Source organism: Streptomyces sp. NPDC014882 (assembly GCF_043081325.1).
Classification (GTDB): domain Bacteria; phylum Actinomycetota; class Actinomycetes; order Streptomycetales; family Streptomycetaceae; genus Streptomyces.
The window spans coordinates 980,798-1,002,473 of sequence record NZ_JBIBWL010000001.1; the positions used below are offsets into that span (position 1 = coordinate 980,798).

General features: G+C 72.2%; 20 protein-coding genes. 10 read left to right on the forward strand and 10 right to left on the reverse strand.

Going from position 1 to position 21,676, the window contains the following annotated elements:
- From atpA to ACF09K_RS04400, 5 genes are all read left to right on the forward strand, one after another.
- Nucleotides 1–1,590, forward strand: a complete 1,590-nt coding sequence (gene atpA / locus ACF09K_RS04380; protein ID WP_392240927.1) for a F0F1 ATP synthase subunit alpha — start codon at nt 1–3, stop codon at nt 1,588–1,590.
- A gap of 20 nt (nt 1,591–1,610) precedes the next feature.
- Nucleotides 1,611–2,528, forward strand: a complete 918-nt coding sequence (locus ACF09K_RS04385) for a F0F1 ATP synthase subunit gamma (protein ID WP_392240928.1) — start codon at nt 1,611–1,613, stop codon at nt 2,526–2,528.
- The gene (atpD, locus tag ACF09K_RS04390) at nt 2,528–3,964 is read left to right on the forward strand and encodes a F0F1 ATP synthase subunit beta (protein WP_392240929.1); all 1,437 of its coding nucleotides are present in this window, start codon (nt 2,528–2,530) and stop codon (nt 3,962–3,964) included. The genes ACF09K_RS04385 and atpD overlap by 1 nt, the downstream gene beginning before the upstream one ends.
- 132 nt (nt 3,965–4,096) lie before the next feature.
- Nucleotides 4,097–4,471, forward strand: coding sequence for a F0F1 ATP synthase subunit epsilon (locus ACF09K_RS04395; RefSeq protein ID WP_392240930.1), 375 nt, complete (start codon nt 4,097–4,099; stop codon nt 4,469–4,471).
- A 138-nt stretch (nt 4,472–4,609) separates the two neighbouring features.
- Nucleotides 4,610–5,056 (forward strand): DUF2550 domain-containing protein, encoded by a 447-nt coding sequence (locus ACF09K_RS04400; protein WP_392240931.1) that lies wholly within the window; start codon nt 4,610–4,612, stop codon nt 5,054–5,056.
- A gap of 371 nt (nt 5,057–5,427) precedes the next feature.
- On the opposite strand, the gene ACF09K_RS04405 is transcribed toward ACF09K_RS04400, so the two are convergent.
- The 3 genes from ACF09K_RS04405 to ACF09K_RS04415 form a co-directional block, all read right to left on the reverse strand.
- Nucleotides 5,428–7,248, reverse strand: coding sequence for a glycosyl hydrolase family 18 protein (locus ACF09K_RS04405; RefSeq protein ID WP_392240932.1), 1,821 nt, complete (start codon nt 7,246–7,248; stop codon nt 5,428–5,430).
- Between the two features lie 139 nt (nt 7,249–7,387).
- The gene (locus ACF09K_RS04410; RefSeq protein WP_392240933.1) at nt 7,388–8,029 is read right to left on the reverse strand and encodes a response regulator; all 642 of its coding nucleotides are present in this window, start codon (nt 8,027–8,029) and stop codon (nt 7,388–7,390) included.
- Nucleotides 8,030–8,141: 112 nt separating this feature from the next.
- Complete coding sequence (locus ACF09K_RS04415) at nt 8,142–9,317, reverse strand: sensor histidine kinase (RefSeq protein ID WP_392240934.1); 1,176 nt, start codon at nt 9,315–9,317, stop codon at nt 8,142–8,144.
- Between the two features lie 152 nt (nt 9,318–9,469).
- On the opposite strand from ACF09K_RS04415, the gene ACF09K_RS04420 reads away from it, so the two are divergent.
- Nucleotides 9,470–10,072, forward strand: a complete 603-nt coding sequence (locus ACF09K_RS04420) for a hypothetical protein (protein ID WP_392240935.1) — start codon at nt 9,470–9,472, stop codon at nt 10,070–10,072.
- A 255-nt stretch (nt 10,073–10,327) separates the two neighbouring features.
- Here ACF09K_RS04420 and ACF09K_RS04425 read toward each other — a convergent pair whose 3' ends face one another.
- On the reverse strand, nt 10,328–10,900 hold the full coding sequence (locus ACF09K_RS04425) for a cob(I)yrinic acid a,c-diamide adenosyltransferase (protein WP_392240936.1): 573 nt from the start codon (nt 10,898–10,900) through the stop codon (nt 10,328–10,330).
- 448 nt (nt 10,901–11,348) lie between these two features.
- Here ACF09K_RS04425 and ACF09K_RS04430 point away from each other — a divergent pair, with 448 nt between their 5' ends.
- Both ACF09K_RS04430 and ACF09K_RS04435 read left to right on the forward strand, forming a co-directional pair.
- Nucleotides 11,349–11,672, forward strand: a complete 324-nt coding sequence (locus ACF09K_RS04430) for an STAS domain-containing protein (RefSeq protein ID WP_392240937.1) — start codon at nt 11,349–11,351, stop codon at nt 11,670–11,672.
- A gap of 244 nt (nt 11,673–11,916) precedes the next feature.
- Complete coding sequence (locus ACF09K_RS04435) at nt 11,917–14,472, forward strand: ATP-binding protein (RefSeq protein WP_392240938.1); 2,556 nt, start codon at nt 11,917–11,919, stop codon at nt 14,470–14,472.
- Between the two features lie 117 nt (nt 14,473–14,589).
- Here the strand turns inward: ACF09K_RS04435 and nucS are convergent, their stop codons facing one another.
- Complete coding sequence (gene nucS / locus ACF09K_RS04440) at nt 14,590–15,261, reverse strand: endonuclease NucS (protein WP_363090937.1); 672 nt, start codon at nt 15,259–15,261, stop codon at nt 14,590–14,592.
- Between the two features lie 308 nt (nt 15,262–15,569).
- On the opposite strand from nucS, the gene ACF09K_RS04445 reads away from it, so the two are divergent.
- Nucleotides 15,570–15,962, forward strand: coding sequence for an SCO5389 family protein (locus ACF09K_RS04445; RefSeq protein ID WP_363090936.1), 393 nt, complete (start codon nt 15,570–15,572; stop codon nt 15,960–15,962).
- Between the two features lie 71 nt (nt 15,963–16,033).
- Here ACF09K_RS04445 and ACF09K_RS04450 read toward each other — a convergent pair whose 3' ends face one another.
- The gene (locus ACF09K_RS04450; RefSeq protein WP_392240939.1) at nt 16,034–17,062 is read right to left on the reverse strand and encodes an LLM class flavin-dependent oxidoreductase; all 1,029 of its coding nucleotides are present in this window, start codon (nt 17,060–17,062) and stop codon (nt 16,034–16,036) included.
- Between the two features lie 232 nt (nt 17,063–17,294).
- Between ACF09K_RS04450 and ACF09K_RS04455 the strand changes: the two genes are divergently transcribed.
- Nucleotides 17,295–17,627: an ATP/GTP-binding protein gene (locus ACF09K_RS04455; RefSeq protein ID WP_392240940.1), complete on the forward strand. Its 333-nt coding sequence runs from the start codon at nt 17,295–17,297 to the stop codon at nt 17,625–17,627.
- Between the two features lie 27 nt (nt 17,628–17,654).
- Here the strand turns inward: ACF09K_RS04455 and ACF09K_RS04460 are convergent, their stop codons facing one another.
- The 4 genes from ACF09K_RS04460 to ACF09K_RS04475 form a co-directional block, all read right to left on the reverse strand.
- Entirely contained in the window at nt 17,655–18,521 is an 867-nt protein-coding gene (locus tag ACF09K_RS04460; protein ID WP_392240941.1) for an ABC transporter permease, read from the reverse strand.
- The gene (locus ACF09K_RS04465; RefSeq protein ID WP_392240942.1) at nt 18,518–19,831 is read right to left on the reverse strand and encodes an ABC transporter ATP-binding protein; all 1,314 of its coding nucleotides are present in this window, start codon (nt 19,829–19,831) and stop codon (nt 18,518–18,520) included. The genes ACF09K_RS04460 and ACF09K_RS04465 overlap by 4 nt, the downstream gene beginning before the upstream one ends.
- A gap of 111 nt (nt 19,832–19,942) precedes the next feature.
- Complete coding sequence (locus ACF09K_RS04470; protein ID WP_392240943.1) at nt 19,943–20,713, reverse strand: ABC transporter permease; 771 nt, start codon at nt 20,711–20,713, stop codon at nt 19,943–19,945.
- Nucleotide 20,714: 1 nt separating this feature from the next.
- Nucleotides 20,715–21,668, reverse strand: coding sequence for an ABC transporter ATP-binding protein (locus tag ACF09K_RS04475; RefSeq protein WP_392240944.1), 954 nt, complete (start codon nt 21,666–21,668; stop codon nt 20,715–20,717).
- Nucleotides 21,669–21,676 lie beyond the last annotated feature (8 nt).

Below are 21,676 nucleotides of genomic sequence, written 5' to 3' on the forward strand. Positions count from 1 at the left end.
ATGGCGGAGCTCACGATCCGGCCGGAGGAGATCCGGGACGCACTGGAGAACTTCGTCCAGTCGTACAAGCCGGACGCGGCCTCGCGCGAGGAGGTCGGTACGGTCAGCCTTGCCGGCGACGGCATCGCGAAGGTCGAGGGCCTCCCCTCGGCCATGGCCAACGAACTGCTGAAGTTCGAGGACGGCACCCTCGGTCTCGCCCTCAACCTCGAGGAGCGCGAGATCGGCTGCGTCGTCCTCGGCGAGTTCAGCGGCATCGAGGAGGGTCAGCCGGTCACGCGTACCGGTGAGGTCCTCTCGGTCGCGGTGGGCGAGGGCTACCTCGGCCGCGTCGTCGACCCCCTCGGCAACCCGATCGACGGCCTCGGCGAGATCGAGACGTCCGGCCGACGCGCCCTGGAGCTTCAGGCGCCGGGCGTCATGGTCCGCAAGTCGGTGCACGAGCCGATGGAGACGGGCTACAAGGCCGTCGACGCGATGACCCCGATCGGCCGTGGTCAGCGTCAGCTGATCATCGGTGACCGTCAGACCGGCAAGACCGCTCTGGCCGTCGACACGATCATCAACCAGCGCGACAACTGGCGCAGCGGCGACGTGAACAAGCAGGTGCGCTGCATCTACGTTGCCATCGGCCAGAAGGGCTCGACCATCGCGTCGGTCCGCCGCGCGCTGGAGGAGAACGGCGCGCTGGAGTACACGACCATCGTCGCCGCCCCGGCGTCCGACCCGGCCGGCTTCAAGTACCTGGCGCCGTACACCGGTTCGGCCATCGGTCAGCAGTGGATGTACGAGGGCAAGCACGTCCTCATCATCTTCGACGACCTGTCGAAGCAGGCCGACGCCTACCGCGCCGTGTCCCTGCTGCTGCGCCGCCCGCCGGGCCGCGAGGCCTACCCGGGTGACGTCTTCTACCTGCACTCCCGTCTGCTGGAGCGCTGCGCGAAGCTCTCCGACGAGATGGGTGCCGGTTCGATGACCGGTCTGCCGATCGTCGAGACGAAGGCCAACGACGTCTCGGCATTCATCCCGACCAACGTCATCTCCATCACCGACGGCCAGTGCTTCCTGGAGTCGGACCTGTTCAACGCCGGTCAGCGCCCCGCGCTGAACGTCGGTATCTCCGTCTCCCGAGTCGGTGGTTCCGCGCAGCACAAGGCGATGCGACAGGTGTCCGGCCGTCTCCGCGTCGACCTGGCCCAGTTCCGTGAGCTGGAGGCGTTCGCCGCCTTCGGTTCCGACCTGGACTCCGCGTCGAAGGCGCAGCTGGAGCGCGGTTCGCGCATGGTCGAGCTGCTCAAGCAGGCTCAGTACCAGCCGATGGCCACCGAGGACCAGGTCGTCTCCATCTGGGCCGGCACCACCGGCAAGATGGACGACGTTCCGGTCAACGACGTGCGCCGCTTCGAGAAGGAGCTCATCGAGTACCTGCACCGCAAGGAGCAGGGCCTCATGACCTCCATCCGTGAGGGCGCCAAGATGTCGGACGACACCCTGACCGCCGTCGCGGACGCCATCGCCGAGTTCAAGAAGCAGTTCGAGACCTCGGACGGCAAGCTGCTCGGCGAGGACGCCCCGTCCGCCGCCAAGTGACGTAGGAAGGGACCTGACTCATGGGAGCCCAGCTCCGGGTCTACAAGCGTCGCATCCGATCCGTCACCGCGACCAAGAAGATCACCAAGGCGATGGAGATGATCGCCGCCTCGCGCGTCGTCAAGGCGCAGCGCAAGGTGGCGGCCTCCACGCCGTACGCGACCGAGCTGACCCGCGCGGTCACGGCGGTCGGCACCGGCTCGAACACGCGGCACCCGCTGACCACGCAGGCCGACAAGGTCGTGCGGTCCGCGGTGCTGCTCCTGACGAGCGACCGCGGTCTCGCGGGCGCCTTCAACGCCAACGCCATCAAGGCCGCGGAGCAGCTGACGGCGCGCCTCGAGTCCGAGGGCAAGCAGGTCGAGACGTACATCGTCGGCCGGCGTGGTCTCGCCCACTACAACTTCCGTGAGCGCAAGGTCGCGGAGTCGTGGACGGGCTTCACCGACGAGCCGACGTACGCCGACGCCAAGAAGGTCGCGGGTCCCCTGATCGAGGCCATCGAGAAGGAGACGGCGGACGGCGGTGTGGACGAGATCCACATCGTGTTCACCGAGTTCGTGTCGATGATGACGCAGACGGCGCTCGGCGACCGTCTGCTGCCGCTCAGCCTCGACGAGGTGGCCCAGGAGTCGAAGGCGAAGGACGAGATCCTCCCGCTGTACGACTTCGAGCCGTCGGCGGAGGACGTCCTCGACGCGCTGCTGCCCCGCTACGTGGAGAGCCGCGTCTACAACGCGCTTCTCCAGTCGGCCGCCTCCAAGCACGCCGCCACGCGGCGCGCGATGAAGTCGGCCACCGACAACGCCGGAGAGCTGATCGAGACGCTCTCCCGGCTTGCCAACGCGGCCCGCCAGGCCGAAATCACCCAGGAAATCAGCGAGATCGTCGGTGGCGCCAGCGCCCTGGCCGACGCGACCGCGGGGAGTGACCGCTAATGACCACCACTGTTGAGACCGCGACGGCCACGGGCCGCGTCGCCCGGGTCATCGGCCCGGTCGTCGACGTGGAGTTCCCCGTCGACGCGATGCCGGAGATCTACAACGCCCTCCACGTCGAGGTCGCCGACCCGGCCAACGCCGGCGAGAAGAAGATCCTGACCCTGGAGGTCGCCCAGCACCTGGGTGACGGCATGGTCCGCACCATCTCCATGCAGCCCACCGACGGCCTGGTCCGTCAGGCCGCCGTCACCGACACCGGCACGGGCATCACCGTCCCGGTCGGCGACTTCACCAAGGGCAAGGTGTTCAACACCCTCGGTGAGGTGCTGAACACCGACGAGCGGTACGAGGGCGAGCGCTGGTCCATCCACCGCAAGGCCCCGAACTTCGACGAGCTCGAGTCGAAGACCGAGATGTTCGAGACCGGCGTCAAGGTCATCGACCTCCTCACCCCGTACGTCAAGGGTGGAAAGATCGGTCTGTTCGGTGGTGCCGGCGTCGGCAAGACGGTGCTCATCCAGGAGATGATCTACCGCGTCGCCAACAACCACGACGGTGTCTCCGTGTTCGCCGGTGTCGGCGAGCGCACCCGTGAGGGCAACGACCTCATCGAGGAGATGTCGGACTCGGGCGTCATCGACAAGACCGCCCTCGTCTTCGGCCAGATGGACGAGCCCCCGGGCACCCGTCTGCGCGTGGCCCTCGCGGGTCTGACCATGGCGGAGTACTTCCGCGATGTGCAGAAGCAGGACGTGCTGTTCTTCATCGACAACATCTTCCGCTTCACGCAGGCCGGTTCCGAGGTGTCGACCCTGCTCGGCCGCATGCCCTCCGCGGTGGGCTACCAGCCGAACCTGGCCGACGAGATGGGTCTCCTCCAGGAGCGCATCACCTCGACCCGTGGTCACTCGATCACCTCGATGCAGGCGATCTACGTCCCCGCGGACGACCTGACCGACCCGGCCCCGGCCACCACCTTCGCCCACCTCGACGCGACGACGGTTCTGTCCCGTCCGATCTCCGAGAAGGGCATCTACCCGGCCGTGGACCCGCTGGACTCCACGTCCCGCATCCTGGACCCGCGGTACATCGCGCAGGACCACTACGACGCCGCCATGCGCGTCAAGACGATCCTGCAGAAGTACAAGGACCTCCAGGACATCATCGCGATCCTCGGTATCGACGAGCTGGGCGAAGAGGACAAGCTCGTCGTCCACCGCGCCCGTCGCGTGGAGCGCTTCCTGTCCCAGAACACCCACGTCGCCAAGCAGTTCACCGGCGTCGACGGGTCGGACGTGCCGCTGGAGGAGTCCATCCGGGCCTTCAACGCGATCTGCGACGGCGAGTACGACCACTTCCCGGAGCAGGCGTTCTTCATGTGCGGTGGTCTCGAGGACCTCAAGAAGAACGCGAAGGAGCTCGGCGTCTCCTGACCTGGGGAGCCGCTCGTTCCTGAGCTGTGAGTTCGTGTGAGGGGGCGGGGGCGTCCCGCCCCCTCTTCCACGCCTATTAGACTTGTAACCAACACCCGGCAGACCCGCCGGGTGGTGACCCGAGGAGCCACCTTGGCTGCTGAGCTGCACGTCGCGCTGGTCGCGGCCGACCGAGAGGTCTGGTCCGGCGAGGCCACCCTGGTCGTCGCGCGCACCACGTCCGGCGACATCGGCGTCATGCCCGGTCACCAGCCGCTGCTCGGTGTGCTGGAGTCGGGCCCGGTGACCATCCGTACGAGTGACGGTGGAACGGTCGTCGCCGCGGTGCACGGCGGTTTCATCTCGTTCGCGGACAACAAGCTGTCCCTGCTGGCCGAGATCGCCGAGCTGTCGGAGGAGATCGACGTCCAGCGCGCGGAGCGGGCGCTGGAGCGCGCGCAGGCGGAGGCCGACGCCGCCGCCCAGCGCCGGGCCGACGTACGACTGCGTGCGGCGGCGGTCCACTGAACAGGCTCGCTGTGTGACGTCACTCAGCCGCGGCCGGCACCGGAGCTATCCGGAGCCGGCCGCGGCTGAGGCAGATCTGGATGTTTTTTCCGTTCCGTTACCTATTTCGGTACCCAGGAGACGAGGAGGTCGGTGTCGATGGTCCTCGCTCTGACTGTGTGCGGAATTGTCGTGGCCCTGGTGGTGCTGGGGCTGTTCGTCTTCGGCCTGCGCCGCAGACTCATCCAGCGTTCCGGCGGGACCTTCGACTGCTCCCTGCGCTGGGACGTCCCCGAGAACGCGGACACGAGCGGAAAGGGCTGGAGCTACGGCGTCGCCCGCTACAACGGCGACCGCATCGAGTGGTACCGCGTCTTCTCCTACGCCTACCGCCCGCGCCGTGTGCTGGAGCGTGCCTCGATCGAGGTGGCCGGCCGCCGGCTGCCCGAGGGCGAGGAGGAACTGGCGCTGCTGTCCGACGCCGTCGTCCTCGCCTGCGTGCACCGGGGCACGCGTCTCGAACTGGCGATGAGCGAGGACGCGCTGACCGGTTTCCTCGCCTGGCTCGAGGCGGCCCCGCCCGGCCAGCGGGTCAACGTCGCCTGAGGGCGGACACCGCGTGGCCCGGGAGCCGGGAGCCGGGTGTCGGCGTCGCCCGGGACCGGGTGCCGGTATCGCCCGGAACCGGCCGGCGGGTCGATGTCGCTCCGGGCCGGATACCGGTGTCGTCCGGGAGCGGGTGTCGGCGTCGCCCGGGATCGGCCGGCGGGTCAAGGCCGCTTGAGGCCGGGTGCCGGGTGCCGGTGTTGCTCGGGGCCGGATACCGGCGTCGTCCGGGAGCGGGTGCCCGGGCGGACCGGCGGCACATCGGCGCGGCGTACACGACGGCACCGCGGGCGGGCCCTGGGGCCCGCCCGCGGTGCCGGTGCGGGGAGGTGCGGTGGCAGGGGAGACGGCCGGTCCTGCGGCCGCCGGACCTACAGGCCGCTGTTGATGGCGCTCACCAGCTCACCGTTCGCGGTGTCGCCGCTGAACTCCCAGAAGAAGGCGCCGCCCAGGCCCTGGTTCTTGGCCCAGGCCATCTTTCCGGCGATCGTCGACGGGGTGTCGTAGGACCACCAGTTGGTGCCGCAGTACGCGTAGGCCGTGCCGGCGATGGTGCCGGTGACCGGGCAGGACGTCTTGAGGACCTTGTAGTCCTCGATGCCCGCCTCGTAGGTGCCGGGGGCCGCGCCGGTCGCCGTGCCGCCGGGGGCGGCCTGGGTGACGCCGGTCCAGCCGCGGCCGTAGAAGCCGATGCCGAGCAGCAGCTTGGCGGACGGGACGCCCTTGGCCTTCAGCTTGGCGATGGCGTCGGCGGAGTTGAAGCCCGCGGCCGGGATGCCGGCGTACGAGGTGAGCGGGGAGTGCGGGGCGGTCGGGCCGTCCTTGTCGAAGGCGCCGAAGTAGTCGTACGTCATCACGTTGTACCAGTCGAGGTACTGGGCGGCGCCGCCGTAGTCGGCCGCGTCGATCTTGCCGCCGGAGGAGCCGTCGGCGGTGATGGCCGCGGTGACCAGGTAGTTCGGGCCGAACTCGGTGCGCAGGGCCTGCGAGAGGGTCCTGAACGCGGCGGGGCCTGAGGTGTCGCAGGTCAGGCCGCAGGCGTTCGGGTACTCCCAGTCGATGTCGATGCCGTCGAAGACGTCGGCCCAGCGCGGGTCCTCCACGACGGCCTTGCAGGACTTGGCGAAGGCGGTCGCGTTGGCCGCGGCCTGGCCGAAGCCGCCGGAGTAGGTCCAGCCGCCGAAGGAGTACAGCACCTTGATGTGCGGGTACTTCGCCTTGAGCTGGCGGAGCTGGTTGAAGTTGCCGCGCAGCGGCTGGTCCCAGGTGTCGGCGGTGCCGCTGACGGACTGGTCGGCGGTGTAGGCCTTGTCGTAGGCGGCGTAGGTGTCGTCGACGGTGCACTGCCCGTTCTTGACGTTGCCGAACGCGTAGTTGATGTGGGTGATCTTCGCGGCGGAGCCGGAGGTCACCAGGTTCTTGACGTGGTAGTTGCGGCCGTAGACGCCCCACTCGGTGAAGTAGCCGAGCTTGACCTTGCCGCCGGGGGGCGGGGGCTCGGTGGTGCCGCCGGTGGTGCGCACGGCGCGGGCGCCGCTGACCGGGCCGGTCTGGTCGGCGGTGTCACGGGCCCGCACGGTGTAGGAGTAGTCGGTGCCGGCGGTCAGGCCGGAGTCGGTGTACGAGGTCGTCGTCACCGTGGCGATCTTGGCGCCGTCGCGCAGGACGTCGTAGTTCTTGACGCCCTTGTCGTCGGTGGCCGCGCTCCAGGCCAGCTTCACCGAGGTGTCGGTGATGTCGGAGGCGCTGGGGGTGCCCGGCGCGGAGGGGGCCGCGTCGCCGGGGACCGAGGTGCCGTCGCAGCTGCCGCCGTTGAGCTTGCAGTTGGAGGGGGAGCCGGTGCCGGTGCCGTTGAAGCCGAAGGAGACGGAGGCGCCGGGGGCGAGGGAGCCGTTCCAGGACTTGTTCCTGGCGGTCCAGTGGGTGCCGGCGGAGGTGACGTCGGCGTCCCAGGCGGAGGTGACGGACGTGCCGGAGGGGAAGTCCCACTCGACGGTCCAGGAGCTGATGGCCGTGGTGCCGGTGTTCTTCACCGTCCACTTGCCCTCGAAACCGGTGCCCCAGTCGGAGGGCTTGGCGTAGGTGGCGGTGGCGGATGTCGCGGCCTGGGCCGGGCTCGCGAGGCCGACCAGACCGGCCAGGGGGAGCAGCAGGGTCGCGAGACCTGCCACGGCTCTGTGTCCGAAGCGCATGCAGCGCCTCCTCTGTGAAAGAGCGGGGGTGGGGGGGTGTGACTGAGCCTTCACACCCACGGTGCCGCGAGAATAGAAAGGTCTGGACCACGGGTCAAGAGGTCTGGACCACTTTGCGGTGCCCGTTTCCCGCCCGGCTCTAGATCCCCAACTCCTGCGCCAGCACGGCCGCTTGCACCCGGCTGCGCAGCTCCAGCTTGCCCAGCAGCCGGCTGACGTGCGTCTTCACCGTCGCCTCGGCCATGTCCAGGCGCTCCGCGATCCCCGCGTTGGACAGCCCCTCGCCGAGGCAGACCAGTACCTCCCGTTCACGCCGGGTCAGCGAGTCCAGCACCGCCGGATCGGCCTTCGGACCCGGCGCCGGGCTCGCGGCGAACTCCGCGATGAGCCGCCGCGTCACGGCGGGCGCCACGACGCCCTCGCCGCGCGCGACCGTGCGGACCGCCTCGATCAGGTCCCTCGCCTCGGTGTTCTTCAGCAGGAACCCGGCCGCGCCCGCCCGCAACGCCCCGAACACGTACGCGTCGAGGTCGAAGGTGGTCAGCACCAGCACGTCCGCGAGCCCCTCCTCGACCACCTTCCGGGTCGCCGACACCCCGTCCAGGCGCGGCATCTGCACGTCCATCAGCACCACGTCCGGCCGCAGCTCGCGGGCCAGCGACACCGCCTGCTCCCCGTCCGCCGCCTCGCCGACCACCTCCAGGTCGGGGGCGCTGCGCAGGATGAGGACCAGACCGGCGCGTACGGCGGACTGGTCCTCGGCGACGAGGACACGGATCACGGGGTGACTCCCTCGGTGGCGGTGGCGGTGGCGGTGGCGATGGTGATGGTGATGGTCGCGGTGGTGGTGGCAGCGGTGGCGTCGGTGACGGCGACGGGCTCGGGGGCGCGGGTCACTCGGGAGGGTCCCCCTCGGTGATCGGCAGCGAGGCGCGGACGGTCCACGACGTGTCCTCGGGACCGGCCGCGAAGGTGCCGCCCAGCAGCGTGGCCCGCTCCCGCATCCCGACCAGGCCGGCCCCCGAGCCGGGGGCGCGAGGGCCGTCCCGGTCGCCGTACGGGCTGGTCACCCGCACGTCGAGAGCCCCGTCCCGCCGGGCGAGCGTGACGGCGACCGGACCCGCCGAGGCGTGCTTGAGGGCGTTGGTCAGGGACTCCTGGACGATGCGGTAGGCGGCCAGTTCGACCGGCGCGGGCACCGGGCCGTGGTCGGTGCGCAGGGTGACGTCCAGCCCGTTGGCGCGGGCGCCCTCCACCAGGTCGCCCAGCCCGTCGAGGGTGGGGGCGGCGGCCGGTTCGCGGTCCCCGCTCCCGTCCCGCAGGATCCCGATCAGCCGCCGCATCTCGGCCAGACCGGCCACGCTGTTCTCCCGGATCACCGACAGCGACTGCCGCGAGGTGTCCGGGTCGTCCAGGGAGAGGGCGGCCGTGGAGTGGATGGCGATCGCCGAGAGGTGGTTGGCGACCATGTCGTGCAGTTCGCGGGCCATCCGGGCGCGTTCCGCGGTCACCGCCTGGGTGCGGTCCATCTCGGCGAGCAGCGCGGTCTGTTCGGCGCGCAACCGGGCCGCCAGGGCGGCGTCGCGGTGGTTGCGGACGATCAGGCCGGTGGAGGCGGGCGCGAAGGACACCACCCCCACGGCCACCCCGATCAACAGCGCCTCGGGCACCCGCCAGAGGGCGAACGGCACCACCGTCGCCGCCACCGTCAGCAGCCCGGTGACCCACGGGACGCGCCGGGCCGCGGCGGGCGTGCCGTACAGCACGGCCGCGTACACGAGGTCGGTGAACATGATCAGCGTCACGACGCTGCCCCGGGTGAGCGTGTCCAGGATCAGGGCGGCCGTGCCGGTCAGCAGCGCGGTGCGCGGGGCGGCCCGGCGCAGCAGTTCGCAGCCGGCCATCGCCAGGAGCGGCGGCAGGACCGGCCAGGGGCCGTCGAACAGCACGAGCGGGTCGTCGGCCGGCCGGACGCCCAGGCCGATGCCCAGCAGCAGCACCCCGCCGAGCAGCCCGCCGACGGCGGCGACCACGTCGAACCGGTGCGGGCGGGGGAGTCGGACGGCCATGTCCCCATCCAACACGGCCCGCGCGTGCGCCGCCTTGTGCCCGGGAACGGTTCCGCACTGCATCTTTCGATGTACCGGAGGTTCGTCACCGGCGACGACGAACCGGGGCGCTCCGCGCGGGAGCCTGGGGAGGTGAGCGAGAGGAGCGAACCGTGGTCGTCTGGTTGATCGCCGCCTGTGAGATCGGCTTCTGGGTGCTGCTGGCCCTCGGGCTGGCCGCCCGCTACCTGCTCGGGTGGCGGCGCACGGGCGTGGTGCTGCTGCTGTGCGAGCCGGTGCTGGAACTGGTCCTGTTCGCCGTCACGGCGGTCGACCTGCGCGACGGCGCCGAACCCGGCTGGGAACACGGACTGGCGGCGCTCTACATCGGCTACACCGTCGCCTTCGGCCACTACACGATCCGCTGGCTCGACGGCCATGCCGCCCACCGCCTGGGCGGCGGCCCGCCGCCGCCCAGGCCGCCCCGCTACGGCCGCGCCCGCGCCCGCCACGAGGCGAAGCTGTGGCTGCGGGCCGTGTTCGGCGGAGCCGTCGCCCTGGCCCTGCTCGAGTGCGCCGTCCGCTACGTCGGCGACTCCGGCGACGTCAGCTCGCTGCGCGCGTTCCAGTGGACGACCGTGCGCGCGGTCGGCATCTACGGCCTGATCGCCCTGTCCTACACGGTCTGGCCCCGCAGGGCCCCGGCGGGCGGCCGCGCGGAGGACGACGGGGCCGCGAAGGACCGGCCGGCGCGCACCTCCGCCGGCAACCGCTAGCGGGTCCTCGGCGCTCGCCGCCGGGAGCCCGCGGCGCGCGGCCCGTCACCCCGTCCGCGGTGCGCCGCCCGTCACCTTGCTCGCGGCGCGCGGCCCGTCACCCCGTCCGCGGTGCGCCGCCCGTCACCCCGTCCGCGGTGCGCCGCCCGTCACCTTGCCCGCGGCGCGCCGCCCGTCGCCCTGCTCGCGGTGCGTGCCGGGATGCCGCCCGTTCCGGGGGTGACGCCCGGAACGGGCGGTCAGGGGCGGGTCCCGTCAGCGCTCGCCGCCGGGAACCCACAGGACGTCGCCCGTCGCCTTGTTCGCCGACCGCGCCAGGATGAACAACAGGTCCGACAGCCGGTTGAGGTAGGTCGCCGTCAGGGGGTTCATCACCTCGCCGTGCGCCTCCAGCGCGGCCCAGGTCGAGCGCTCGGCGCGGCGGACCACCGTGCACGCCTGGTGCAGCAGGGCCGCGCCGGGCGTGCCGCCGGGCAGGATGAAGGACCGCAACTTCTCCAACTCCGCGTTGAAACGGTCGCAGTCGGCCTCCAGCCGGTCGACGTAGAACTGCTCGACCCGCAGCGGCGGGAACTCCGGGTTCTCCGCCACCGGCGTCGACAGGTCCGCGCCCACGTCGAACAGGTCGTTCTGCACGCGCGTGAGGACCTCGACGATCGCCTCGTCGAGCCCGCCCAGCGCGACCGCCGTACCGATGACCGCGTTCGCCTCGTTCGCGTCCGCGTACGCCGCGATGCGCAGGTCGGTCTTGGCGACCCTGCTCATGTCGCCGAGGGCGGTGGTGCCCTGGTCGCCGGTCCTGGTGTAGATGCGCGTCAGATTGACCATGCCGTCAATCTAGACCGTCCCCGGCGCCGCGCGGCGTGCCGTCCGTCACGGTGGCCGGACGCCCTCCGGGAGGGGGCCAATCGGTGCGAATCCGGCAGGAATTGAGGACGTGACCGGCGTCTCACGCCCTGAGACGTGAAACGCGTTACTAACCGGTCACACAGCGCCTCGCGCCCGCTAGTGTCCGGCCGAGAGCCATGCGGAGGGGAGTTCGCTCCGCCGGCGCGGAATGCGCCGGATGGTTGACGCCGGTGATATCGGACGCCGGAGCGGGCAGGGCTTTCTGGAAGCGCTGAAACCGCCCAGGCCCCACGGGCCTCACCCCTGCGGGTGAATTCGGTATCGGTTCGCTCACAGACGGCAACCTCTGACCGCTTGGTGCAGTCAGACGATGCAACACCGGACATTCACCACCGCGGAGCACGAGACGCACGCCTAGGGGAGCGCTATGCACATCAGGGGCGACCACGTCGAGCTGGTCGTCGGGGGCCGCCTCGACGTCCGCAGCGCGGCGGACGCCCGTACGGTCCTGCACACGGCGGTCGACGACGGCGTCGGCGACCTGGTGCTCGACCTGTCCGAACTCGACTCCTGGGACGCCACCGGACTCGGCGTCATCATGGGCGTCCACCGCCGGGCGGGCCGCTGCGGCCGGCGCCTGGTGCTGCGGGGCGTACCGCCCCAGATGCAGCGCCTCCTGGTGGCCACCCGGCTGCACCGGATCCTCGCCATCGAGGGCGGCATCGGAGTGGAGTCCCTCCCGCGCGTGTGAGGCCGCCGACGGCGGGCACCCGAGGCGCGCAAACCTCACATGTACGACGCGCGCAATCCTCACCGGACCGTGACGTCTCGGACGGCCCGGCACCCCGGGCTGTCGTGGATACTGTGCGAAGGTTTACGGTTCGTCTGCCCGCGCCCGCAGCCCCCGAGCGGGCACCGGACCAGAAGCGACAGCGCAGTGTGCGGCGAGGCCGGGAGGGGCTGTCTCCACACCACGCTCTTGGGGAGCTTGACCTATGGACCCGACGCACCGCGGACCCGAGGAGTACGGCCGCGACGGTGACGGCGACGGCCACGCGCCGCGCCCGCGCCCTTCCAGGGATCCCCTCACCCCCGACTTCGCGCAGCACGCGCCCACCCTCGCCCGCACCGTGCGCGTCGTCGCCGGCGAGCACCTCCTCACCGTCAACCCGGTCGACGGCAGCGAGATCGAACTCTCCCCGCCCACCGGGCGGCCCGGACGCCCCGCCAAGCGCACCCTCGAGGAGCGCGCCGAGGTCGACGAGGCGGCCCGGCCGCCCGCCCCCGCGGGACCGGCCCTGCCCGAACAGCCCCTCCTCGGCCGCCAGGAGGAGCGCGAACAGCTCGTCCGGCTGCTGGCCCGCGGCCGTTCCGTCCGTCTCACCGGCCCCGCCGGCTCCGGCCGCACCAGCCTGCTCGACCTCGTCGCCGAGGACTGCGAGGACCTCGCGCCCGACGGCGTGGTCCGCCTCACCGGCTACCGCCGCACCACCGCCGACCTCCTCCACGACCTCTTCCACACCGTCTACGACGCCCCGCTGCGCCGTCTCGACGACGACGAACTGCGCGCCCTCGTGGGCGAGATCGGCGCGGTCGTCGTGGTCGACGACCTGGAGTTCGGCGGCGCCGACCTCGACGGGCTGCTGGAGGCCACCCCCGAGTGCGCCTTCCTGTTCGGCGCCACCCCCGACACCCCGCCGCCCACCGCCGGCGCGGCCGTCGCGGAGGTCGCCCTGAGCGGCCTCGACCGCGCGGGCGGCGTCGAGGTGATCGAGCGGGCCGTCGGCCGCGTCCTCACCGAGGAGGAGGCCAACTGGGCCGGCGACCTCTGGTTCGAGTCCGAGGGCCTGCCGCTGCGGTTCGTCCAGGCCGGCGCCCTGCTGCGGCAGCGCGACCGGCTGCGGGCCGAGACCGCCGCGGTCGACGAGTTCGGCGTCTTCGAGGACGCCCGGCCGTTCGCCGGCCCCGCCCCCGCCGACACCCCGCCCGCCGAAGCCGGGCGGACCCCCCTGCCCTCGCTGGGCGAGGCCGCCGCGCCCGCGCCGCTGCTCGCCGCCCGGCTCAGCGCCTCCGCCCGCACCGCCCTGCGCTTCGCCGTCGCCCTCGGCGGCGAGGTCCCGCACCAGGCCCATCTGCCCGCCCTGGTCGGCGACACCCACGCCGACGCGGCCCTCGGCGAGTTGGTCGCCTGCGGGCTCGTCACCCCGGTCGGCGCCCGCTACCGCCTCGCCGCCGGCGTGCAGGCCCAGCTGGAGGCCGCCGGATACGCCGACGACGTCACCGCACGCGCCCGCACCGCCGCCCGGCACTACGCCTGGTGGGCCGGACACCCCTCGGTCACCCCGGCGCGGGTGTGCGCGGAGGCCGACGCCGTGCTCGCCGCCCTGGCCGCGACCGTCCCCGCGACCGAGCGGCCCGCCGAGGACGAGCAGGCCACCGCGGTCGAGCTGGCCCGCACCGCGGCGCCCGCCTTCGCCGCCGGACTCAGCTGGGGCGCCTGGGAACAGGCCCTGCACGAGGGCGCCGAAGCGGCCCGCCTCGCGGGGCAGTCCGCCGACCGGGCCTACTTCCACCACGAACTGGGCGTCCTCGCCCTGTGCACCGGACAGCTCGACCGGGCCCGCTCCGAGCTGGAGGCCTCCCTCGGGCTGCGCGGCTCCCTCGCCGACAAGCGGGGCACCACGGCCGGCCGGCGCGCACTCGCCCTGGTCGCCGACCACTCGGGCGACATACCCGGCCTGTTCCTGGCCGCGCCGGGGGAGGAGACGCCCGACGCCGGCTCCGCGGAGCAGGCCCTCCCGCTCCGCGACAGCACCGCGCCCCTCCCGCCGACACCGCCCACCGGGTCCACCTGGCCCACCGCCGTCCCCGGGCCCACCGCCGTCACCGGGCCCACCGCCGTCACCGGCCGGCCCGCCGTCGCACCCCCGGCCCACCGCGGCCGGGGCGGCCTGCGGGGCCTGGCCAGGCGCAACCTCGTCGCGGCCGGAGCGGGCGCCCTGCTCGTCGCCGTCCTCGGCACGGTGGTGACCCTCGGCGCCACCTCCGGCAACGACCCGAACGCCCCCTCCGACACCGGGCGCGTCAACCCCACCGTCGACGCGGGCCCCGGCGACGACGACCTCGTCGGTGACACCCCGGGCGCCGACCCGGGCGCCGGCGGCACCGGGGACGCCGCCGGTGCGCCCACGGACCCGGGACCCGACGGGACGATGGGGACGTCGGACGACCCGACGCCCACGGGAACGGCGGAGCCGTCGCCGTCGGCGAGCAGCTCGCAGGGGGGCGGCGAGCCCTCCGGCTCGCCGAAGCCGTCCTCGTCGAGTACGGCCCCCGGGCCCTCGTCCACCCCGCCGGCCTCCCCCTCGACGTCTCCCTCCACTCCCGGGACGACTCCCTCCTCGACACCGCCGACCGAGACCGTCGACCCGTCACCCCCGGACAGCACCGACCCGTCGACGTCCACCTCGGCCGGCGGTTCCGCCTCCGGCACCCCCGTCGCCTCGGCCGGCACCACCGCCGGGCCGAGCCCGTCGGACCCCCTGATCTGACCCCGCGGCACGACCGGGGCGTGTCCGGCCGTCGGCGTCGCGCGCCCGACGGGAACGGTCGGACACGCCCGAGGGGGCGGGCCCTCGCAGGACCCGCCCCCTCGTCGTGCGCCCCTCTCAGAACAGCCGGAGCTTGTCGTCCTCGATGCCGCGCATGGCGTCGTAGTCGAGGACCTGGCAGCCGATGCCGCGGTCCGTGGCCAGCACCCGGGCCTGCGGCTTGATCTCCTGGGCGGCGAAGACGCCCCGCACCGGCGCCAGATGGGGATCGCGGTTCAACAGCTCCAGGTAGCGCGTGAGTTGCTCGACGCCGTCGATCTCGCCGCGCCGCTTGATCTCGACCGCGACGGTCCGGCCCTCGGCGTCGCGGCAGAGGATGTCGACCGGACCGATGGCCGTCATGTACTCGCGGCGGATCAGGGTGTAGCCCTCGCCGAGGATCTCGATGCGGTCGGCGAGGAGTTCCTGGAGGTGGGCCTCCACGCCGTCCTTGATCAGGCCGGGATCGACGCCGAGTTCGTGCGAGGAGTCGTGCAGGACCTCCTCCATGGTGATGATGAGCTTCTCGCCCGCTTTGTTGACGACGGTCCAGACGCCGTCCTCCGCGTCCGTGCCCTCCTTCAGCGTGCAGGGCGGCGACATCCAGTTGAGGGGCTTGTAGGCCCGGTCGTCCGCGTGGATCGAGACGCTGCCGTCCGCCTTCACCAGGATCAGACGGGGGGCGGAGGGGAGATGGGCGGTGAGCCGGCCCGCGTAGTCCACGGAGCACCGGGCGATGACGAGGCGCATGGTCGGCAACGCTACTCGACACCCCGCACGCCACGCGATTCGCCCGCCCCTCTCCCCGTACCACCGTGCACGCGGGTCCCGGGAGCCGCGCGATTTCACCTGGAAAACACACGTTCGACAGTGGCCGATACTGCGCCCCACGACAGCGCCCTATGTGCCCGTTCTCCTGGTGCGGTCACGGTCCGTTGCCTACCGTAGGGAACGGGAGGTCGCGGCGCGTGTACGCAGCGTGCTCGCTGTCCGTGCGCGGCGAACTCCCTCCATCTGTCCGGCAACCCCTGCGCCTCGGGGGTGCGAGAGGAGTATCCATGTCGCTCGACGTCTCACCGGCCCTACTCGAACAGGCCGAGCGAGGCGAGGTCGACGAAGCGGAATTCGTCGACTGCGTCCGGACCTCCCTGCCCTACGCATGGGAGATGATCAGTTCCCTGGTGGCCCAGCTGAAGGTGGACGGCGGCCAGTTCGCCGACAACCAGACGCCCCCGCCGGACGAGAAGGCCCGCGGACAGCTGCTGCGAGCGCTGGCGAGTGACGCGATACGCGGCGCCCTGCAGCGGCACTTCGGTGTCCGGCTCGCCTTCCAGAACTGCCACCGGGTGGCGGTGTTCCCGTTGGACACGTCGGTCGACGAGTCGCTGTCCCGCTTCACGTCGGTCCGCAGCCAGGTCCTCAACCAGTCCCCGGAGTTCCGGGACTGCTGAAGCTCTCGCCCGCCGCTCCCGACCGGGGAGGAATCAGCACGGAGCGGCAGGCTTCCCGGCGGCGGGGCCGCTCACCGGAGGTGGGGGAGGACCTCCGAGCCCAGCCGCCGTACGTTCTCCTCCGTGGCCGCGAGGTCGCCGGAGCCCTCGACGAGCAGGGCGAAGCGCGAGATGCCGGTTCGCTCGCTGGTCGCCGCGAGGCGGTCGACGCACAGCCGCGGGGTGCCCACCGGGTGCAGCCCGCAGAGGAGTTCGGTGTACGCCACCGGGTCCCGCATGCCGCGGGCCCGGCCGTCCACCGTCACGTGGGCGTCGAGGCCCTGCCTCAGCCAGCCCGGCATCGCCTTCACCAGCGTCTCCACGGCGTCGGTGCGGCGGTCCGCGATCTGGCAGACGCCCGCCGAGACGTGGCCGGCGCCCCGGATCTCCGCGGCGGGCCGCCCCGCCGCGTGCGCGTGCCGCCCCCACAGGGCGACCATCTCGGCCTTCTCCTCGTCCCCGACGTGCATGCCGAGCAGCATCGGCAGGCCCCGCTCGGCGGCCAGCCGCACACTCGCCGGGGAGGTGCAGGCGACGACCACCTCCGGGCCCGCCCCGTCCGTCAGGGCCTCCGAGGGCCGCGGCACGACGGGGACCTCACGGAAGCGGAAACGCTCGCCGTCCGCCCCCACGGAGGGTTCGCGCAGCCAGCGCACCAGCAGATCGAGTGATTCGGGAAACCCCGACTCGTACGCCTCCAGGCCCGAACCGAACACCTCCAGGTCGACCCAGGGGCCGCCGCGTCCCACGCCCAGCGAGAAGCGGCCGCCGCTCGTCAGGTGGAGCAGCGCGGCCTGCTCGCCGAGGGCGACGGGGTGCACGGTGGGCAGTACGCTCACCGCCGTGCCCACCCGCAGGCGCCGGGTGCGGCCGAGCAGCAGGGCGGCCAGGGTGACCGCGGACGGGCACGTGCCGTACGGCACGAAGTGGTGCTCGGCCAGCCAGACCGAGTCCAGCCCCGACTCCTCGGCGACCTCCGCGGAGCGGACGGCGCGGTGCAGTGCCTCCCCCTGGCCCTGCCCCGGGAACTGGGCCGCCAACACGAAACTTCCAACACGCATGGGACTTTCCTGCTTCCTCGGCTCCGACGCGGAGCTCCCCCACCCGGCATAACCGCCTGACACGTGCCGAGGTCACGGTCCGGTGAGGAGATTTGCGGATTGTCTGGAGAATGCGCCGTCCGGCGGTGGGCCCGGCAGTGGCCCGGAGGCACCGGTCCGCCCGGGTACCCGGTGCGGCTCCGCGTAGGCTGGTCGGCAACCCTGAACCCCGTACAGCCCCGTGAGGTGTCCCTTGTCCCCGCGTCGCAACCGCCCCAAGGGCGACGACTCGTCCGGCCGGAGCGCCGAGGACGACCGCGCGAGCCGTTACGGCGGCTGGCAGTCCAGCGTCAGCTGGGCGGGCGAGGAGTGGAGCGTGCGGCACGTGGCGGGCGCGAGCGCGCAGGGCAAGACGTACCGCTGTCCCGGCTGCGACCAGCTGATCCCCGGCGGCATGCCGCACGTCGTCGCGTGGCCCGAGCACTCGGGGGTCGACGAGCGCCGGCACTGGCACAAGGCGTGCTGGAACGCACGGGACCGCCGCACCCCGGGGGTGCGGCGGTCCCGTAACGCGCCGAGGTTCTGAGACCTCTCCTTCCCGGACCGGGCCGGATCAGACGTCGCGCTTCTCCAGCAGGGCGAAGGCGCCGCCGAGGGCCGCGGCCGTCACGCCGAGCGCGATCCACAGCGGGTCCCAGCCGGACGGCCCGGTCTCGGTGAGCGAGGCGGAGTAGAACACGCCGAGCTGGTTCGGGATCGAGTACTCGAACAGGGCTTCGCGCAGGTCCTCCAGCGAGGACGCGAACATGAACAGCGCGATCACCAGCGGTGCCAGGACGAGGCCGATCATGATGGTGATGGCGCCCGCCGAGTGCCGGATGACCGAGCCCACCGCCAGCGAGAGCAGGCCGAGCAGCGCGATGTAGAGGGAGACGCCGACGGTGCCCTTCAGCCATTCCGCGGTGGAGGGGTCCCGGGCCTCCGTCAGCAGGGCCACGTCCACCAGCGCGACGATGAGGGACGACACCAGCGTCACGGTGAAGGCCACCAGGAAGAACACCACGGCCTTGGCGCCGAGCACGCGGCCGCGCGAGGGGCAGGCCACCATCGTCGTGCGGATCATGCCGGTGCCGTACTCCGAGGCGGTCGTCATCACGCCGAGGGTGATGACGCAGATGCTGCCCAGGAGCAGCCCGAAGAAGCCGAAGGACAGCGGGTTCTCGCCCTCCAGGGCGCCGTCCGAGTTCGCGGCGACGAACACCGCGGTCAGCAGCCCGATGCCGACGACCAGCAGGACGAACACGCCCAGCGTCCACATCGTGGAGCGCACCGACCGGATCTTCGTCCACTCCGAGGCGACGGCGTGCCCGAGGTGCGTGCGCACGACCGGGATCGGCGAGGTGTAGCCGGGGTACGAGGGACCGGGCGCCGCCTGCCAGGCGGGCGCGGCCTGCGGGGCCGGGGTCTGGGGCGTGCTCATCGGGCGTCCTCGGTCGTGGTCGGGGCGGATGCCTGCGGCGCGTCGGCGGGCCGCTCCGGCGCCTGCGGAGCGGCGGCCGGGGCCGCGGGCGCCGGCGTGGCGGGTGCCGGTGCGGCGGCGGGGGGCGCGGGGGCGGCGGCCGGCTGCGCGGCCGGCGGCTGCGCGGAGGCCGGTGCGGGAGCCGTCGGCGGGACCGCCTGGGCGTACGGGTTGGGCACGCCGGGCGCCCCGGCACCGTACGGGCCCGGAGCGGCACCGGGCGGGGGCTGCGGGGGCGCGTAGCCCTGCTGCGGGGGCGGCGGGGCGTACCAGCCGGGCTGGCCCTGGCCGGGCACCGGCATCGGGGGCTGCGCGCCCGGCGGCAGCGGCTGCTGGAGCCCGGCCTTCTGGTCGACGGTCGACCGGTAGTCGACGGCCCCCTGCGTCATCCGCATGTAGGCCTCCTCCAGCGAGGCCTGGTGCGGCGACAGCTCCCACAGGCGTACGTCCGTGTCGTGGGCGATGTCGCTGATGCGGGGGAGCGGCAGGCCGGTCACGCGCAGCGCGCCGTCCTGCTCGGGCAGGACGTGGCCGCCCGCCTCGGCGAGCGCGCCGGCGAGCTTCTCGCGCTGCTGCGGCTCGGTGTGCGGGGTGCGCACGCGCGCGAAGTCCGCGGAGTTGGCCGAGATGAAGTCGGTCACGCTCATGTCGGCGAGGAGCTGGCCGCGCCCGATGACGATCAGGTGGTCCGCGGTCAGCGCCATCTCGCTCATGAGGTGCGAGGAGACGAACACGGTCCGCCCCTCCGCCGCGAGGGACTTCATCAGGTTGCGCACCCAGAGGATGCCCTCGGGGTCGAGGCCGTTGACCGGCTCGTCGAACAGCAGGACCTGCGGGTCGCCCAGGAGCGCGGCGGCGATGCCGAGCCGCTGGCCCATGCCGAGGGAGAAGCCCTTGGACCGCTTGTTCGCCACGTCCTGGAGGCCGACCACGCCGAGCACCTCGTCGACCCGCCGGGCCGGGATGCCGGAGAGCTGGGCGAGGCTCAGCAGGTGGTTGCGGGCGTGCCGGCCGCCGTGCACCGCCTTGGCGTCCAGCAGGGCGCCGACCTGGCGGGGGGCGTTCGGCAGCTTCCGGTAGGGGTAGCCGCCGATCGTCACCGAGCCCGCGGTCGGGTTGTCCAGGCCGAGGATCATGCGCATCGTCGTCGACTTGCCCGAGCCGTTGGGTCCGAGGAAGCCGGTGACGGCGCCGGGCCGCACCTGGAAGGAAAGGTTGTACACAGCGGTCTTGTCGCCGTAGCGCTTGGTCAGGCCGACTGCTTCGATCATGCTCCGCACCCATCGACAGGTTCAGGACAGCGGGGCACGCGCCCCCCGTAAGGCTTAGGAGGATATCGAGGCGCTGACGGTTCCGCTCACCTCGGAGCAAAGCCCAAAGCTTCACGCATCGCGTTTCTTCAGCAGCAGGTACCCGCCCGCGAGCGCCGCCACCACCCAGGCCGCCATGATCGCCAGCCCGCCCCAGGGACCGTACGGGGTGTCGTCGTCGAGCGGGGTGACCACCTGCATGATCCTGCTGCCGGCCTGGTCGGGCAGGTACTGGCCGACCTTCTTCGTCGCGTCGACGTTGCCCAGGATCTGCGAGATCAGGAAGAAGAACGGCATCAGGATGCCCAGCGACAGCATCGGCGAGCGCAGCATCACGGCCACGCCCATCGAGAACATCGCGATCAGCGTCATGTAGAGGCCGCCGCCGATCACCGCCCGCAGCACGCCGCTGTCGCCGATCGACGCCTTGAGGTCGCCGAGCATGGCCTGGCCGAGGAAGAACGCGGCGAAGCTGGTCGCCATCCCGACGACCAGCGCGAGCCCGGTCGCCACCGCGATCTTGCTGAACAGGAAGGTGCCCCGCTGCGGCACCGCCGCCAGCGAGGTGCGGATCATGCCCGTGCTGTACTCGTTGGACACCACGAGCACCCCGAACACGATCATCGCGAGCTGCCCGAGACTCATCCCGGCGAAACTGACGAACGTCGGGTCGAAGGAGAGCCGGTCGCCCCGGCTCATGTCGTCGAACTGGTTGCTCGACAGCGCGGAGATCAGCATGCCGAGGGCGATGGTGACCACCACGGCGAGGGACAGCGTCCACACGGTGGACGCCACGGAACGGATCTTCGTCCACTCCGAACGGATGACCTGGGTCGCCGCCATCTCAGTCCTTCCTCCATCCGTCGCCCCAGGGCTGCCGCTCCACCGGGTCGCCGCTGTGCGCGTGGTACTCGACCGACTCCGCGGTCAGCTGCATGAACGCCTCCTCCAGGGAGGCCCGCTGGGGACTCAGCTCGTGCAGCACGAGCTGGTGCTGCGCGGCCAGCTCACCGATCCGCTCCGACTTGTCCCCGTCCACCTCCAGCACCTCGCCGCCGGTCTCCACCACGGTGATCCCGGCCCCGTGCAGCACGTCCAGCAGCCGCTCCCGCTGCGGGGTGCGGATGCGGACGTACGACCGCGAGTTCTGGGCGATGAAGTCGGCCATCGAGGTGTCGGCGAGCAGCCGGCCCTGGCCGATGACGACGAGGTGGTCGGCGGTCAGCGCCATCTCGCTCATCAGGTGGGAGGACACGAACACCGTCCGGCCCTGCGCGGCGAGCGATTTCATCAGGTTGCGGATCCAGTGGATGCCCTCGGGGTCGAGGCCGTTGACCGGCTCGTCGAACATCAGGATCCGCGGATCGCCGAGCAGCGCTCCCGCGATGCCCAGCCGCTGCCCCATGCCCAGCGAGAACCCCTTGGCCTTCTTCTTCGCCACCGACGTCAGACCGACGGTCTCCAGCACCTCGTGCACCCGCCCGGTGGGGATGCCGTTGCTCTGTGCCAGGCACAGCAGGTGGTGGAAGGCGCTGCGCCCGCCGTGCACGGCCTTGGCGTCGAGCAGCGCGCCGATGTACTTCAGCGGGTCCTTGAGCCGGTCGTAGTGCTGTCCGTCGATGCGGACGTCCCCGGCGGTCGGCCGGTCGAGGCCGAGCATCATCCGCATGGTGGTGGACTTCCCGGCGCCGTTCGGACCGAGGAAGCCCGTGACGATGCCCGGTCTGACCGTGAAGGTCAGGTTGTTGACCGCCACTTTCTCGCCGTACCGCTTGGTCAGCCCCTCGATCTCGATCATGCGGCCAC